General features: G+C 73.5%; 8 protein-coding genes. 5 read left to right on the plus strand and 3 right to left on the minus strand.

Annotated features, from left to right (window positions below; translation table 11 throughout):
- Positions 1–303: 303 nt before the first annotated feature.
- Both ACFYZB_RS36785 and ACFYZB_RS36790 read left to right on the plus strand, forming a co-directional pair.
- Complete coding sequence (locus ACFYZB_RS36785; protein WP_388765883.1) at positions 304–2,379, plus strand: asparagine synthase-related protein; 2,076 nt, start codon at positions 304–306, stop codon at positions 2,377–2,379.
- 196 nt (positions 2,380–2,575) lie between these two features.
- Entirely contained in the window at positions 2,576–6,256 is a 3,681-nt protein-coding gene (locus tag ACFYZB_RS36790; RefSeq protein WP_388765884.1) for a BTAD domain-containing putative transcriptional regulator, read from the plus strand.
- A 51-nt stretch (positions 6,257–6,307) separates the two neighbouring features.
- Here ACFYZB_RS36790 and ACFYZB_RS36795 read toward each other — a convergent pair whose 3' ends face one another.
- Positions 6,308–8,203, minus strand: a complete 1,896-nt coding sequence (locus tag ACFYZB_RS36795) for a sigma-70 family RNA polymerase sigma factor (protein WP_388765886.1) — start codon at positions 8,201–8,203, stop codon at positions 6,308–6,310.
- 256 nt (positions 8,204–8,459) lie between these two features.
- Complete coding sequence (locus ACFYZB_RS36800) at positions 8,460–9,230, minus strand: TetR/AcrR family transcriptional regulator (protein WP_388765888.1); 771 nt, start codon at positions 9,228–9,230, stop codon at positions 8,460–8,462.
- Between the two features lie 375 nt (positions 9,231–9,605).
- Here ACFYZB_RS36800 and ACFYZB_RS36805 point away from each other — a divergent pair, with 375 nt between their 5' ends.
- Together ACFYZB_RS36805 and ACFYZB_RS36810 are read left to right on the plus strand one after the other, a co-directional pair.
- Positions 9,606–10,985, plus strand: a complete 1,380-nt coding sequence (locus ACFYZB_RS36805; protein ID WP_388765890.1) for an NAD(P)/FAD-dependent oxidoreductase — start codon at positions 9,606–9,608, stop codon at positions 10,983–10,985.
- Between the two features lie 133 nt (positions 10,986–11,118).
- Entirely contained in the window at positions 11,119–12,765 is a 1,647-nt protein-coding gene (locus ACFYZB_RS36810) for a SpoIIE family protein phosphatase (RefSeq protein WP_388765892.1), read from the plus strand.
- A gap of 167 nt (positions 12,766–12,932) precedes the next feature.
- Here the strand turns inward: ACFYZB_RS36810 and ACFYZB_RS36815 are convergent, their stop codons facing one another.
- Positions 12,933–14,216, minus strand: coding sequence for an MFS transporter (locus ACFYZB_RS36815; protein ID WP_388765894.1), 1,284 nt, complete (start codon positions 14,214–14,216; stop codon positions 12,933–12,935).
- A gap of 110 nt (positions 14,217–14,326) precedes the next feature.
- Between ACFYZB_RS36815 and ACFYZB_RS36820 the strand changes: the two genes are divergently transcribed.
- A complete protein-coding gene (locus tag ACFYZB_RS36820; RefSeq protein WP_351208732.1) occupies positions 14,327–14,878 on the plus strand; it encodes a MarR family transcriptional regulator in 552 nt (183 codons plus the stop codon).
- Positions 14,879–15,296: the final 418 nt, after the last annotated feature.

Below are 15,296 nucleotides of genomic sequence, written 5' to 3' on the forward strand. Positions count from 1 at the left end.
GCCGCCGCGCGCTCCGCAGGCCTGTACGGAGCGTGCTCAAGTCCGCCATCGCTCAGCGAATTTGGCCGAAAATCGCCCCCGCCTGTCGCGGTCGACATGTGCTCCGACCATGCAACTTGAGGGCGTGAAGGGTGCTTTGAGGGAGCGTACGGGGGGCGCATTCGAGTCGCACCGCCCGCATGCCCGCCGGGCATTTCCCTCGATCGAAGCCGGTGCCGTCGCCCTTCCACAACGCGCCTCTCGTGGCAGCATGGGGATCCGGTTCGTACGGTGCACTGTTGTCCACAGCCTGTGGAGGCGTCGATGCGGTGGTTGGTGGGTTGGAGCAGCACCGCCGCGGGCGCCGCCGGGATCGGCACCGCGGGTGCCACCGGTTACGACGGCGAGACCCTGCACCCGGTCGGCTCCCAGCTGCTGTGGGGCGACCCGGATCCGCTGTGGGCCGTCGGCGACTGGCGCCCGGACGAGGTGCGCCTGGTCAAGGCCGACGGGGACAACCGCCTCGCCGTCCTCGGCATCTGCGGCGCCTCCGACGAGGAGCTGCGGCGCGGCCTGTTCACCGCGCGCGGGGGCGCCCTGCGCCATCTGACCGCCTGGCCGGGCAGCTACACGGCCGTCGTCAAGGTCGGCCGCCGCATCACCGTCTGCGGCGATCTCGCGGGCGCCCGCCCGGTGTTCCACACCCCCTGGGCCGGTGGCACCGCCTACGCCACCGCCGCGCTGCCCCTCGCCGACCTCATCGAGGCCAACCTCGACTTCGCCCACCTCGCCGCACTGCTCGCCGCCCCGGACGTACCGGCCGCGCTGCGCGACACCACCCCGTACGAGGGCGTACGGCGCATTCCGCCGGGGCACGCGCTCGTGCTGCGTGCCGGGGCGCGCGAGATCGCCGGGTATGAGCCGGTCGCCTCCCTCGCCGTCGCCGCGCCCCCAGCCGAGCCCGACCGTGCCGTGGACGCCGTACGGGACGCCCTGGTGGAGGCGGTGCGCACCCGGCTGTCGGCGCCCCGGCACGTGCCCGACCTCGACCCCGGCCCGGTGCCCGGCATGGGACCGGCCGAGCGGCGGGCCCGGCGCGGGATGCCCGTGCCCGGCATCGGCGCCGACCTCTCCGGCGGCCCCGCCTCCGGCACCCTCGCGCTGCTGGCCGCCGGCCTGCCCGGCAGACCCGGCACGCTCCTCGGCCACGGCACGGGCGCGGGCGAACGGCTCCTCGCCGTCACCTTCAACGACCTGGCCGTCGGCGGCCGCGAGGCCGAACTGCAGCGCGCCGGCGCGCTCGCCGCCAACCCGCGCCTGCACCACGTCGTCGTGACCGGCGCCGAGGAGACCCTGCCGTACGCCGACCTCGACGGCCCCCTCACCGACGAACCCGGACCCTCGCTGGTGACCGCCGTCCGGCACCGCGCCCGGCTCGCCGCCGGCAGCGCCGACCACGTCACCGGCCACGGCGCCCGCCAGGTCCTGGACGCCCACCCCGCCCGCCTCGCCGACCTCCTCATGGACCGCAAACGGCGCCACCTGGTCCGTCCGGTCGCCGCACTCGCCAAGGCCGACGGCTCGGTGATGGTCCCCGCGCGCGTGTACGGCGCCGCCCGCCGGCTCGCCCGCACGCCCTACCGGACCGGCCTGGAGGCGCTGGCCGAGCGGCTGATGCGGCGCCGGTTCGACGAGCCCCAGGGAGCGGTCGGCGCGTCCCTCGCCGCGCTGACCTGGGCGAGACCCGGGCCGGCGGCCCGCTGGCTGACGGGGGAGGCGCTGGCCGAAGTATCGGTTCTGCTGCAGGCGGAGGCGGACCGCTCGGCAACCGGCGTCCAGCGTCCAGGCGAGTACCGCGCGCGTGCCGCCCTCACCCGCCACGCCGCCGACCTGCGCGTCCTGGAACAGGCCGCCGAGATCCGCTCCCAGCGCCTGCACGCGCCGTTCCTCGACAACCAGGTCGTGCGCGCCTGCCGCGCCCTCCCGGAGGCCCTGCGCGTCCAACCTGGCGCCCGCTCCTCGATTCTCCGCACGGTCCTGGAGGGCGCCGGCGTCACCGACCTCCCGCCCGGCTGGGGCGCCCCCTCCCACGCCTCCTCGGCGGCGGCCGCACGCGCGGGCCTGCGCGTGGCGGCCGAGCCCCTCCAGGACCTCTTCGCCACCCCGCTGCTGGCCGACGCCGGCCTGGTGGAGGCCCGCGTCGTCCGCAAGGCGCTCCGCGCGGCGGCCGCCGGCGAAGCCCTCCCCCTGGACGGCCTGGCCGACCTGATCTCCCTGGAACTCTGGCTCCACCGCCTCCTCGCCCGGCGAGGCACCTGCTGGACGGGAACACCGGCACGCGCGCGTGCGGTGCCCTCCGGGATCCAGCCGCGGAGGGACGCTTTGGCCTCCGGTGCGTGAGCAGGGGGTGAGGGGGTTTGGCGCCCATGTCGCCGTAGTTGTTGTCAGTCGGGCCGCTGGGGCGGGCTTGGGCGGGCGCAGCGGCACCTCTCAGCGAGCAGCGCCGTACTTGCCCAGCCGCAGTCCACGGCACCGATCGAGCACCGCTCGCTGAAACCCCGTCGCCCCACCTCGCACCCCCCGCGACAATGGCCGGGTGCGGTACGGAATCCTGGGCGTAGCCCGAGCAGCAGACGACCAGGGCACCCCCGTACCCCTCGGCGGGCCACGCCTCCGCACGCTCCTCACCGCCCTGGCCCTCCGCCCCTCCCGCCCCATCACCCCCGAAACCCTGATCGACGAGATCTGGGCGGACGACCCACCCCAGGACGCCCCCGCCGCCCTCCAGGCCCTGGTCGGCCGTCTCCGCCGCACCCTCGGCCGTCACACCGTCGCCTCCACCCCGGGCGGCTACCGCCTGGAGGCGACCGAGGACGACGTGGACCTGTACGTCTTCGAACGCCTCGTCGACACCGGCACCAAGGCCCTCATCACCGGCGATCCGGCCACGGCCCACCGCACCCTCACCGAGGCCCTCGCCCTCTGGCACGGCCCCGCCCTCGCCGACCTCCCCGACCGCACCGCCGCCACCCGCCCGGAGGCCCTGCGCCTGGAGGCCAACCGCGCCTGCGCCGCCGCCGCCCTCGACCTCGGCCGCGCCGCGGACGTCGTACCGGAGCTGACGGAACTCACCACGGCCCACCCGCTGGACGAGCCCCTGCACGCCCTGCTCATCCGCGCCCTGCGCGACACCGGCCGCCCCGCCGACGCCCTCGCCGCGTACGAGTCCGCCCGCCGCACCCTCGCCGACACCCTCGGCACCGATCCCGGCCCGGAACTCAGAGCCCTGCACGAGTCGTTGCTCAAGCAGCCGCAGCCGCAGCCGCAGCCGCAGCCGCAGCCGCCGAGCCCACCGATACCGCCGGCCCACGCTCAACTCCCCGAGCGCAGCGGAAATCTCCGGCCCCGCCTGACGTCCTTCGTCGGGCGGGAACCAGAACTCGAGGCCATTCGTTCCGACTTGCACAGGGCCCGCCTGGTCACGCTCACCGGACCGGGCGGCTCGGGAAAGACCCGCCTCGCCGAGGAGGCCGCCGCAGGGCTCCCCCAGGCATGGCTGGTCGAGCTGGCCCCGCTCGACCACCCGGAGGCGGTGCCCGGCGCCGTGGTCAGCGCCCTCGGTCTGCGCGAGACCGTGCTGCTGACCAACGAGCTGGCGACCCCGCAGGCCGACCCCGTCGCCCTGCTGGTCGAGTACTGCGCCCCGCGCAGCCAACTCCTGATCCTTGACAACTGCGAACACGTCATCGGCGCGGCCGCCGCCCTCGCCGAGACCCTCCTCACCCACTGCCCGGGGCTCACGGTCCTCGCAACGAGCCGTGAACCCCTGGGTGTCCCGGGTGAGTCGGTGCGCCCGGTCGAGCCCCTCGTCCCGGAGCAGGCGCACCGCCTGTTCGCCGAGCGCGCGAGGGCCGTCCGTCCCGACGCCGACGCGGTGCTCGCCGACACGGAAGCCGTGGCGGAGATCTGCCGCCGCCTGGACGGGCTGCCGCTCGCCATCGAGCTGGCCGCGGCCCGGCTCAGGCTGCTGACCCCGCGGCAGATCGCCGACCGGCTCGACGACCGCTTCCGCCTGCTCACCTCCGGAAGCCGCACGGTCCTGCCCCGCCAGCAGACCCTGCGCGCCGTCGTCGACTGGTCCTGGGACCTGCTGGACGAGCGCGAGCGTACGGTGCTGCGCGAGGTGTCGGTGTTCGCCGGCGGCTGGGACCTCGCGGCGGCCGAGGCCCTGTGCACCGGCCCGGCCGCCGACCTGATCGGCGCCCTCGTCGACAAGTCCCTCGTGGTCGCCGCCCCGGACGCCACGGGGGGCATGCGCTACCGCATGCTGGAGACCATCCACGAGTACGCCACCGAGCGCGCGGCCGAGCTCCCCGGGCTGCGCGCCGGGGCCGAGCGCCGGCATCGCGCGTGGGTGCGGGCGCTGGTCGAGGAGGCCGAGCCGCGCCTGCGGTCGGCTGACCAACTGCCTTGGATCTCACGCCTGGAGACCGAGCTGGACAACATCCGGGCGGCCCTGGACCGCTCCGTGCGCGCCGGTGACGAGCCGGAGGCCGGCGCGATCGTCCTGGCCATCGGCTGGTTCTGGTGGCTCCGCAACCACCGCCGGGAAGCGGTCACCTGGGTCCGCCTGGTCCTCCGCCTGGGCATCGCCCTGGACACCCTGGCGGCCTCCCACGCGCCGGCTACCTCTCGGACCCCGGCGATCTCGGATGCCGCAACGGCTCCGGGTCCCTCGGCGGCTCCGGGTCCCTCGGGGGTCTCGGATTCTCCGGCGGGGGTCCCGGATCCTTTGGCGGCTCGCGATCCCTCGGTGGCCCCGGATCCTTCGGCCACTGCGGACGGCCCGGCCGCCCCGGATGCCTCCGCACCTGCGGGGTCCTTGACCGACCCGCATGCCTCCACGGCCTGGGATCCCTCGGCGCCTCCGTCCCCCCATGCGCCCTCGGCTCCCCGGTCGCGCCCGGCTCCAGAGGCGCCCTCGCTCCCGCTCAACCCCTCCCCTCCCCCGCCCGCCCCGGCGGCTGCGGGCGCCCTCGGTGCCGGGGTCGAGCTGATGTCCCTGGTGGAGTCGGCCGACCCGGTGGGTGCCTTCCTTGCCGTGCCCGACGGTGAGGCGGGGCATCCGCTGCGGGAGCTGCGGATGGACCTGCGGATGCTCGACCTGTTCCTGACCTCCGAATCGGGCACCGAGCACCTCGCGGCCGACCCACGCGCCCCGGAGTACATCGCGCGGGTCCGCGCCGCCTACGAGTGCGGTGGTCCCCAGGCAGCCCGGCTCCCGGGCATCGTGTGGCCGCTGACCTCCTACTACCTGGGCGGCCCGGTGGACATCGGCCCGATCATGGCCGCGGCCGTGGCCAACTGCCGGGTGTACGGCGGCGACTGGGAGATCGGCGTCTCCCTGATGTACCGCACCCACGTGATCGTCGACTCCCCGGGCAACCTGCGGGGCGTGGACGAGGACCTGGCCGAGCTGCGGATGCTCTGCCGGCGCGTCGGGGACCGCTGGATGCGGGCCCAGGTGTGCAGCGCGGCAGGTGAGGCGGCCATGGCTCGCGGCAGGTTCGCCGAGGCGCGCGGTGAGTACGAGGAGGCACTGCGCCTGGCCTACGAGGTGGGCGCCTACGCCGAGTCGCCGTTCCTGATGGCCCGGCTCGCCGAGATCTCCTACCGCTCCGGCGACCCGAAGACCGCGCTGGCCGCCCTGGAGGAGGCGGGAGCGGCCGCCGACCGGTACGCGGTGCCGGAGTCACGTGCCTTCGTGTTCCTGCTGCGCGCCCATATCGCCCTGCACGACGGGCGGATCACCCACGCCCGCGAGCTGTACGAGGAGACCCGCGCGGCGGCCGGCGGCGGCACCCCGCCACCGCAGTTCGAGGCGGCCCTGCGCACCGTCGAGGCGCTCCTCACCGCCGACGAGTCGGGCCCCGCACACGGGCTGCCGATCGCCGCGGAGGCGCTGCGCGTGGCCGTGGCCCAGCGGTGCGCCGAGTCGATCACGGCGGGGCTGGTGGACATCGCGGCCGGTCTGCGGGCCCGGTGCGGCGATCTGGCCGGTGCGGTCCGGCTGTTCGCCGCCGCGGACCGCTGGCGCGACGGCAATCCGCGTCCCGAGCCGGAATGCAGCGAGGCCGCCCGGGTGCAGGCCGCCGCCCGCGCGGCCCTGTCGTCCGAGCGGTACGCGGCCGAGGTCGCCCGCGGCGCCTCCCTGGGCGTGCCCGACGTGCTGCGGGAACTCGGCGTCGCGGAGGCGACCGCCGACCGCGACCGCTGACGGCGGTCTGACCTGTCTGCCGTGTCTGCCTTCAGGCCTTCCGGCCCCGGCCTACCGGCAGGTGAACCGCGACTCCGCCCAGTCCGCGAGCGCCGCCTGGTCGAAGACGTTGCTGTGCGGCCGTACGACGAGCCGTACGGTCCGGCGCCCGGTGAGGTCCACATGGACCGGCACGGCCCGGTCGTGTCCCTTGACCATCCCGGACTGCCACAGCCGGACCCCGTCGGCCCAGACGGAGAAGGACACCTTGCCGAGGCCGAGCGTCATGTCGTCCACGCCGGCCAGTGCGTCGTAGGCGGTGCACTGCCGGTTGAGGGCGATGGTGACGGAGGACTCGCCGTGCACGGTCGCTCCGCGCGCGTACAGCTTGCCGCCGATCGACATGCCGTGGCGCTGCCACACCCAGCTGCTCTCGGCGATCTGGATCTCGGGCTCGGTGCCGTCGCCGTCGACGTCGTAGCTGAGGTCGCTCACCTCGTAGACGGTGGGGGCGGGCGGCGGCGTGGGGGTCGGGGTCGGCTCGGGTCTCGGTGTGGGGGTGGGCGTAGGGGTGGGTGTGGGAGCCGGCCTGGGCGTCGGTCTCGGCGTGGGCGTGGGCGTCGGGGTGGGGGCCGGCTCGGGCGCCAGCACCGCCGGCTCCGGGGAGGGTTTCCTCTTCGACGGGGTCGGCTGCGGCGCCGGGGGCCGCACGACCGGCGTGGACGGGGACGGCTTGGCGACCTCCTTCGCCGGCGGACGGCCGTCGTTCACCAGGGCGAGCGCCACCGCGGCCGCGGCCACCGCGACCACACCGGCCGCGATCCCCGCCTTCACCGGCGCCCCGAGCCCCTCCGAGGCCGCCGCACCGCCCGCACCGCCGGCCCCGCCGGACGACGACCCGGTGGCCGCCGCGGCGGCACCCGCCGCCCCCGCCCCGGCGCTGCCGGCGATGATGCCGAGCGCCTTGGCGTACCCGGCGGCCCCGAACCAGCCGATGACCGCGACCGGGACGACATCGGGGATCCCGCCGGCGACCTCTTCGATCTGCGTGGCCGCCAGCCGGCACCTGGCGCATTCCTCCAGGTGCTTGCGCAGGCCCCGTTCGGCGCGGACGCGCAGTTTGCGGCGGGCGTAGGTGCCGAGCTGGTCGGCGTAGCGGGCGCACTCCTCGTCACCGGCGAGGGAGGCGCTGACGTGGGCCTGGAGGTAGGCCTGCTTCAGCCCCTCGCGGGCGCGGCTAGCCAGCACACGCGTGCCGTTGGCGTCCAGCCCGAACAGCACGGCCACTTCGCTCGGGGACTCGTCCTCCACCTCCGTGTGCCACAACACGGCCTGCCAGCGTTCGGGCAGCGAGCGGAAGGCCCGCATCGCCATGGACTGCTCGGCCTCGTGCATCGCGCGCACATCGGCGCCGAGGTCCAGCCCCGCTCCGAAGGAGCCAAAGGACGCTGTGTCGTCGGACCCGTCGGAAGTGCGCGAGGCCTGCTGGGAGAAGACGGCGAAGTCGTCCACGAGCTGCTCGCGCCGGGCGGACCTGGTCCAGTGCGCGGCGACGCGCCGCACGGAGGTCAGCAGATAGGCCCGAACGGCGTGTTCGGGCCCCGATCCGCCGCGCACCGCCTGCAGCATCCGGGCGAAGACCTCCGCCGTCAGGTCGTCGGCGGTGTGCCCGTCCCGGCAGCAGGTGCGCGCATACCGCCGTACGGACTCCGCATGCCGCCGGTAGAGCTCCGCGTACGCGGAGTCGTCACCGCCGCGCATGCGCTCGATCAGCTCACCGTCGTCGGACGGCGGCTGCCGGCGCGGCGGCAGCGCGCTGCCCTCACGCTGGGCCGGCACACTCTTCTCGCTCCGCCCGCCGGCGGAAGCCGGACGCCCGCCCTGGTTCGGCACCTGGGGCGGGGTCGGGCCGGCGGCCTCCGCGCCGACGTCGTCGCCGCGTGACTCGTCCCACCCGTCAACGCTCATCGCGGAAAGCCCCCGAAACCGGCCCAGCCCAACCCGTCACCGGCTCAGGGTGCCACACCGACTTTCGGTCAGGGCCGGCGCGTTCACGGCATCCACTCATCCGAGGGTTCTTGTCAGTGCACGACACCGCCCACCCCTCGAACGAGGGGACGGCAGTTCCCCCAGGGCCGCGGGGCCGTGTCTCGTCCTCGGCGCCCACACACCCGCAGCCCGACGACTACACGCCCCACCCACCCCGGACCGGCCCGACGACCCCCTACGCCGGCCGGGACCGAAGCCCCTCCAGCAGAATGTCCAGCAGTCGCGCAGAAGCGGCCGCCTGCTGCGCGGCATCCGGCAGGGACGGCGCCGCCGTGGCGATCACCAGCAGCACGTCCCCCACGGACACATCCGCCCGCAGCTCACCGGCCGCCCGAGCCCGCTCGACCAGTTGCCCGACCACGTCGAGCAACGCCCCGACCCCGCTGTCATCGGCGCCCCCGGCGGACTCCCCGGCCACCAGCCGCAGCTCACCGGAGCCCGGCTGCACCCGCTGCTGGGGCACCCGAGCCTCTTCGACGGACTCGGCCGGACCGGCGGAGCCCTGCGCGGAGCCGACCCGCAGGACCTGCGGCGGCAGCAACCGCCCCGCGCCCGACGCCACGGACGTCCGCAGGAACCGGGACAGCGCCGACCACGGCTCGTCCTCCTGCCCGAGCGCGGCACGCGCCTGTTCGGTCAGCCGCGCGGTCTCCTCCTCGGCTATCCGCCGGACCAGTACGTCCTTGCTGGGAAAGCGCCGGTACACCGTGCCGACCCCGACCCGCGCGCGCCGCGCCACGTCCTCCATCGGCGCGCCGTACCCCGACTCGCCGAACACCTCACGCGCCGCGCGCAGCACGTGCTCCAGATTGCGCTGTGCGTCCACGCGCAGCGGGGTCGTACGCGCCCCGTCCGCGCGTCCGTTGCCCACCGCCGCGCTCATCGTCGCCCCGCCGACCGGTGCGATGGCGGCTGCGGATGACCAATGCGTGTCCTGAACATGCATGTTTTTCCCCCGGTTATGACGTCTCCCCCCGGAGACTCCCCGCCTGTGACCCGGAGTGCCTGGAACTGAGTCGGTCTCGACCGGGTCCGCCCGTCGCGGCACCCGTTCGACCACATTCCCTACACCCCGTCGACACACGAACATAGTTGAGAGGGGGTCAATTCAGAAGGGGCAGATTCCGCACAGTGCGCCCCCCGATCGGAGTACGGGTCTCGTACGTCCCGTTTCCACACCTTCGCGCACCCTCGGCCGACCCCGCTGACCTGCCCCCTTTCGTCCCCTCCCGGCACGGTGCCCGGCTGCGCGCACACCAGGCCGCCGGTCACACAAATTGCCGGGGCTGTGGACAAACAACAGCGCCGGGTGCGTCATGGGATGGTGAAGGAACGTGCGCGCATTCTGGTTGTCGGCGGCGGCTACGTCGGGATGTACACGGCACTGCGTCTGCAGCGGAAGCTGAAGGGCGAGCTCAGGAGGGGTGACGTCGACATCACCGTCGTCACTCCCGACCCCTACATGACGTACCAGCCGTTCCTTCCGGAGGCGGCCGCCGGTTCGATTTCCCCTCGTCATGTCGTCGTACCGCTGCGTCGCGTCCTGGACCGGTGCCATGTGGTCGTCGGCGAGGTCACCTCCGTCGACCACGCGGTGCGCACCGCCGCCGTCCACACGCTCGCCACCGCCGAGGAGGGAAATCCGGCCGAACTGCTCGGCTACGACGAACTCGTCCTCGCCCCCGGCTCGGTCTCCCGCACACTGCCCATCCCCGGCCTCGCCGAGTACGGCATCGGCTTCAAGACCGTCGAAGAGGCCATCGGACTGCGCAACCACGTCATCGAGCAGATGGACATCGCCTCCTCCACCCGCGACCCCGCGATCCGCGACGCCGCCCTCACCTTCGTCTTCGTCGGCGGCGGCTACGCGGGCGTGGAGGCGCTCGCCGAACTGGAGGACATGGCCCGCTACGCCGCGCGCTACTACCACAACGTCCGCCCCGAGGACATGAAGTGGATCCTCGTGGAGGCCTCCGACCGCATCCTCCCCGAGGTCGGCGCGGAGATGGGCCGCTACACCGTCACCCAGCTGCGCCGCCGCAACATCCAGGTCCTGCTCGAAACACGCCTGGAGTCCTGCGCCGACCGCGTCGCCGTGCTCAGCGACGGCCAGCGCTTCCCGACCCGTACGGTCGTGTGGACGGCCGGCGTCAAGCCCAGCCCGCTGCTCGCCGCCACCGACCTGCCGCTCACCGAGCGCGGGCGGCTGAAATGCACCGCCCAGCTGACCGTCGACGGCACGGAACACGCCTGGGCGGCCGGAGACGCGGCGGCCGTACCCGACGTCACCGCCGCCGAACCCGGCACCGAGACCGCCCCCAACGCCCAGCACGCCGTCCGCCAGGCCAAGGTCCTCGGCGACAACATCGCCCACGCGCTGCGCGGCGAGCCCCTGGAGACGTACGCCCACACGTACGTCGGCTCGGTCGCCTCCCTCGGCCTGCACAAGGGCGTCGCCCAGGTCTACGGACGCAGGCTGAAGGGCTACCCTGCCTGGTTCATGCACCGCGTCTACCACCTCAGCAGGGTGCCCACCTTCAACCGAAAAGCCCGGGTCCTGGCGGAATGGACCCTCGCCGGGCTCTTCAAGAGGGAGATCGTCTCGCTCGGTTCGCTCGAACATCCGCGAGCGGAGTTCGAACTCGCTGCCGGTGGAAAGCCTCCTCACAGCCCCTCGGACGACCCGAAGGGGTCGTCCTGACCGGACCCAGGAACTCACCGGCCCGCCCAGGCGTCTGACGGATGTCCCCGCGGCGCCGCCAGCTGCCAGACCGCCCCACGTCCTCGGACGGGCCACCGGCCCGCCCTTAAGCACCCACGAGGCTTCTTCCCAAGTGAACTTCACGCGCTGGAGCGCCCGGCTCCCCGGAACGCAGCGCCGCGCCGCCGCGCGGACCGAGACCCCGGTCTCCCCGGACCGGCGGGGGGAAGGCTCCGTGCCCGCGGCCCGCGCGGAACAGCAGGCCGACGGCACACCCCCCGTGCCCGCCGTCGACGAACTGCCCGCGCGCGACGTCCTCGACCGCGTCCCGGCCCTGGTCGCCCTGGTACACGGCCCCGACCACCGCATCGCGTACGTCAACGACGCCTATGCGGCGGCCTTCGGCGCACGGCCCATGGGCACGCCCGCCCGCGAGGCACTGCCCGAACTCTCCGAACTGGGCCTGCTCCCGCTCCTCGACCAGGTGCTGCGCAGCGGCAAGTCCCGCACTCTGAAGTCCCGCAAGGCCGTCGACGGCCGCTCCTACACCTTCACCTGCACCCCGGTCGACGAGGGCGGCGACCGCGACGGCGGCGTGCTCGTCTTCGCCACCGACGTCACCGACCACGCCGAGGCCGCCGAACGGCTGCGCGCCAGCGAGCGCCGCCAGCGCGAGACGGCGGTGACCCTTCAGCGCTCCCTGCTCCCGCAGGAACTGGAACAGCCCGACGACCTGCGGATCGCCGCCACCTACCACCCCGGCGGCACCGAAGCCGCCGTCGGCGGCGACTGGTACGACGTGATCACCCTGGGCGGCGGCCGCACGGCGCTCGTGATCGGCGACGTGATGGGCCGTGGTGTGCGCGCGGCGGCGGTCATGGGCCAGCTCCGTACGGCCGTGCGGGCCTACGCCCGCCTGGACCTGCCCCCGCACGAGGTGCTCCAGCTCCTCGACGGCCTCGCCACCGAGATCGACGCCAACCAGATCGCCACCTGCGTCTACGCCATCCACGACCCCAACGAGGGCCGCCTGGTGTACGCCTCGGCCGGCCATCTCCCCATTCTGGTCCGCGACGAGAACGGCACCGTCTCCCGCGCCGACGAACCCACCGGCCCGCCGCTCGGCACCGGCGGCTGGATGCACGCGTCGGGCTCCATCGCCCTCGGCCCGGGCTCCACGGCGGTCCTCTACACGGACGGCCTGGTCGAACGCCGCGACGAGGACCTGGACGAGGGCATCGCGGCCCTCGAAGGAGCCCTGGCGGGCGCTACGGGCACTCCCCAGGTGATCTGCGACCGCCTGGTCCGCTCGGCCGGCGTCACCGCCGACCACGACGACGACGTCGCCGTCCTCGTCCTCCAGCACCCCTCCCGTACGGGCCCCGACGGCGACCTCTTCCGCAACGCGGCCCTGGAACTCCTCGGCGGCGTCGAAGCGGCCCCCCGCGCCCGCGCGTTCGCCTCCGGCGTGCTGACGAGCTGGCGTTTCCCGGTCGAGCTGCACGATCTCGGCGTGCTCGCCGCGAGCGAGCTGGTCGCCAACTCCCTCCAGCACGGCACGCCCCCCATGCGCCTGCGCCTCCGCCGCACCGACCGCCGTCTGATCATCGAGGTGACGGACGGCGACGACCACCTCCCGCGCCGCCGCCGCGCGGAACCGGCGGACGAGTCTGGCCGCGGCATCGCCATCGTGGCGACGATCGCGTCCAACTGGGGCTGCCGCAGAACACCTGGCGGCGGCAAGGCGGTGTGGTGCGAGTTCGTACTGCCGAAGGGGTAGCGCCGTGGGGGCCTATGGCCTTCGCCGGGTGCGGGTGCGGGTGCGCGGTGGGTTGCTCGCGCAGTTCCCCGCGCCCCTAGGGGTTGCAGTCGCCCACGCTCGAAGGCGGCACCTCCCAGCGAGCAGCGCCCGTCCCGTGTCCAGCCCCAGCACCGGGTGCCTTACGACTACGCGGCCAGGGACTCCGCAGGCGCCCCACCCCGGGCGACCACCCGGGTCCCGCGGGCCAGCCAAGGCCGGTCCTGCACGGGGGTGAGCCGCCTACCCAGCCGCAGGGCCAGCACGCTGATCCCCAACGAGAACGCCAGGAAGGTCACCACGTACGGTCCGTGCAGCTCGGCGCCGAGTGGCCCGCCCACGGCCGGCCCAACGGCCAGCGCCAGCTGCTTGACCAGCGCGAACGCCGAGTTGTACTGCCCGGCCATACCCTCCGGCGCCAGATCGGCGACCAGCGGAGCGACCGTCGGCGACAGCATCGCCTCACCCAGCCCGAACAGCGCGTACGTCGACACGAACGCAGCCGTGGCCATCTCCTGGCTCCCGTGCCCCAGCCCCGCGTACCCGGCAGCCAGCCAGGCCACGGCCCAGATCAGACCGACACCGGCGATGACCCGCGACCGCCGGCGGCGCTCCACGAACCTCAGCACGGCGAACTGGGCGACCACGATCATCAGCGTGTTCGCGGCCAGGGCCGTCCCCAGTGCGGAGGTGGATATCCCGGCGGCCTCGACGCCGTACGCACTCAGCCCGGACTCGAACTGGCCGTAGCAGGCGAAGAACAGCACGAAGCCCAGCACACACAGCTGCACCATCGCCCGGTTCCCGAGCAGCCGCTTCCAGCTGCCCTTCGCCGACCCTGCCGGAGCGTCCTCGATCCGCGGCGAGTGCGGCATCCGCACGGTCGCCATCACACCGACCAGCAGCAGGAACATCGCCGCCTCGATCGCGAACAGCAGCGTGAACGAGGACACGCGGGTGGTGTCGACGAGATGGCCGCCGATGAGGCCGCCTATACCGAGCCCCAGGTTCTGCAGGAAGAACTGCATCGCGAACGCCCGCGACCGCGTGTCGGCCGTGGAGCAGTCCACGATCATCGTCGCCAGCGCCGGCTGCATCACGGCCTGCCCGGCACCGAGCGCCGCGGCCGACAGCAGTACGGCGGCGGCGTTGCCCGCGAGACCGAGGCTCAGCGCACCGACGGCGGCCATGACCAGGGCGGCGAGCAGGACCGGCAGCGGGCCGCGCCGCACGATCGCCCGGCCGGCGAACGGCAGCACGATCAGCGCGGCCACAGCGAAGACGGCGAGTACGAGACCCGCCGTCATGGCTCCCAGCCCCCGCACCTGCGCCACGTAGACGTACAGGTAGGGGACGGTGAAGCCGAGCCCGAACGCGCTGAGTGCGTTACCCACGTGGATCCGGCGCATCGCTGCGCCCATCGCCCTGGTCACGTTCACCTCTCTCACTAGTTAGACCTGAAGACTTCAAAGCTAAAGTTCGAAGCTAAAGACTACACACCGAAGGACTTCAACGCAAAGGCTCTACGTGCGATACTGCGGCCATGGCAGACACAGCCCCCGACCTCACAGAGCCGACGCTCGAGGAGCAGATCGCCGCCTACCAGCGCGAGTTCCGGGACCTGGACCCGCAGGTCGAGAAGATCGTGTCGGCGCTGTCCCGGCTCAACCGGCGCATGAACGTCGCCTACGGCCGCCAGACCGCCGACCTCGGCATCAGCAACGCCGAGTGGGAGGTGCTCAAGGCGCTGGTCCTCTCCGGCGCCCCCTACCGCATGGGCCCCAGCGACCTCGCCAAGCGCCTCGGACTCACCCCGGCCGCGATGACCCACCGGATCGACCGCATGGTCTCCGAAGGACTGGTCACCCGTGAGCGGGACGAGTCCAACCGCGTGCGGGTCATCGTCGAGCTGACCCCGGAGGGGAGGGAGAAGTGGCTGGAGGCGATGCGTCTGGCGACCGTCTTCGAGGAGGACCTGCTGCAGGACCTCACCCCGGCGGAGCGCGCGGTGCTCGGCGAGGTCCTGACCAGGCTCCTGCGTCGGGTGGAGCACGCCCAGCCGGACGCCGGCGGCCGGCTCAGCGACCTCGACTGAGGCGGCCCGAGACCGGCATAAAAGATCTTGACAGAGGGGTGTTGACACGCCCCTGGCGGTTCCGTAAAGTTCCTCGGGTTGCCACGGAGCCGTAACGGTTCTTCGGCAGCACCTCAGCCGCCCCGAGCGGCACCCCTCACATCATCAGCACGATCTCCCGGACGGGTTGATTTCGGCGTGCCCGAATTCAATTCGAATGGAAGCCCGGCGGTCCGATTGGGAATCGCCGAGCGGATCCGCTAAGGTTTGAGACGTCGGAACGGCCCAAGGGCCGGGAGGACAAGCCCCCCTGACTGGGAGTCAGAGCCGAAAGGATCTGATAGAGTCGGAACCGCCGGAAAGGGAAACGCGAGAGCGGGAACCTGGAAAGCACCGAGGAAATCGGATCGAGAAAAGATCTGATAGAGTCGGAAACACC

The sequence above is a fragment of the Streptomyces sp. NPDC001852 genome (assembly GCF_042891825.1).
Lineage (GTDB): Bacteria > Actinomycetota > Actinomycetes > Streptomycetales > Streptomycetaceae > Streptomyces.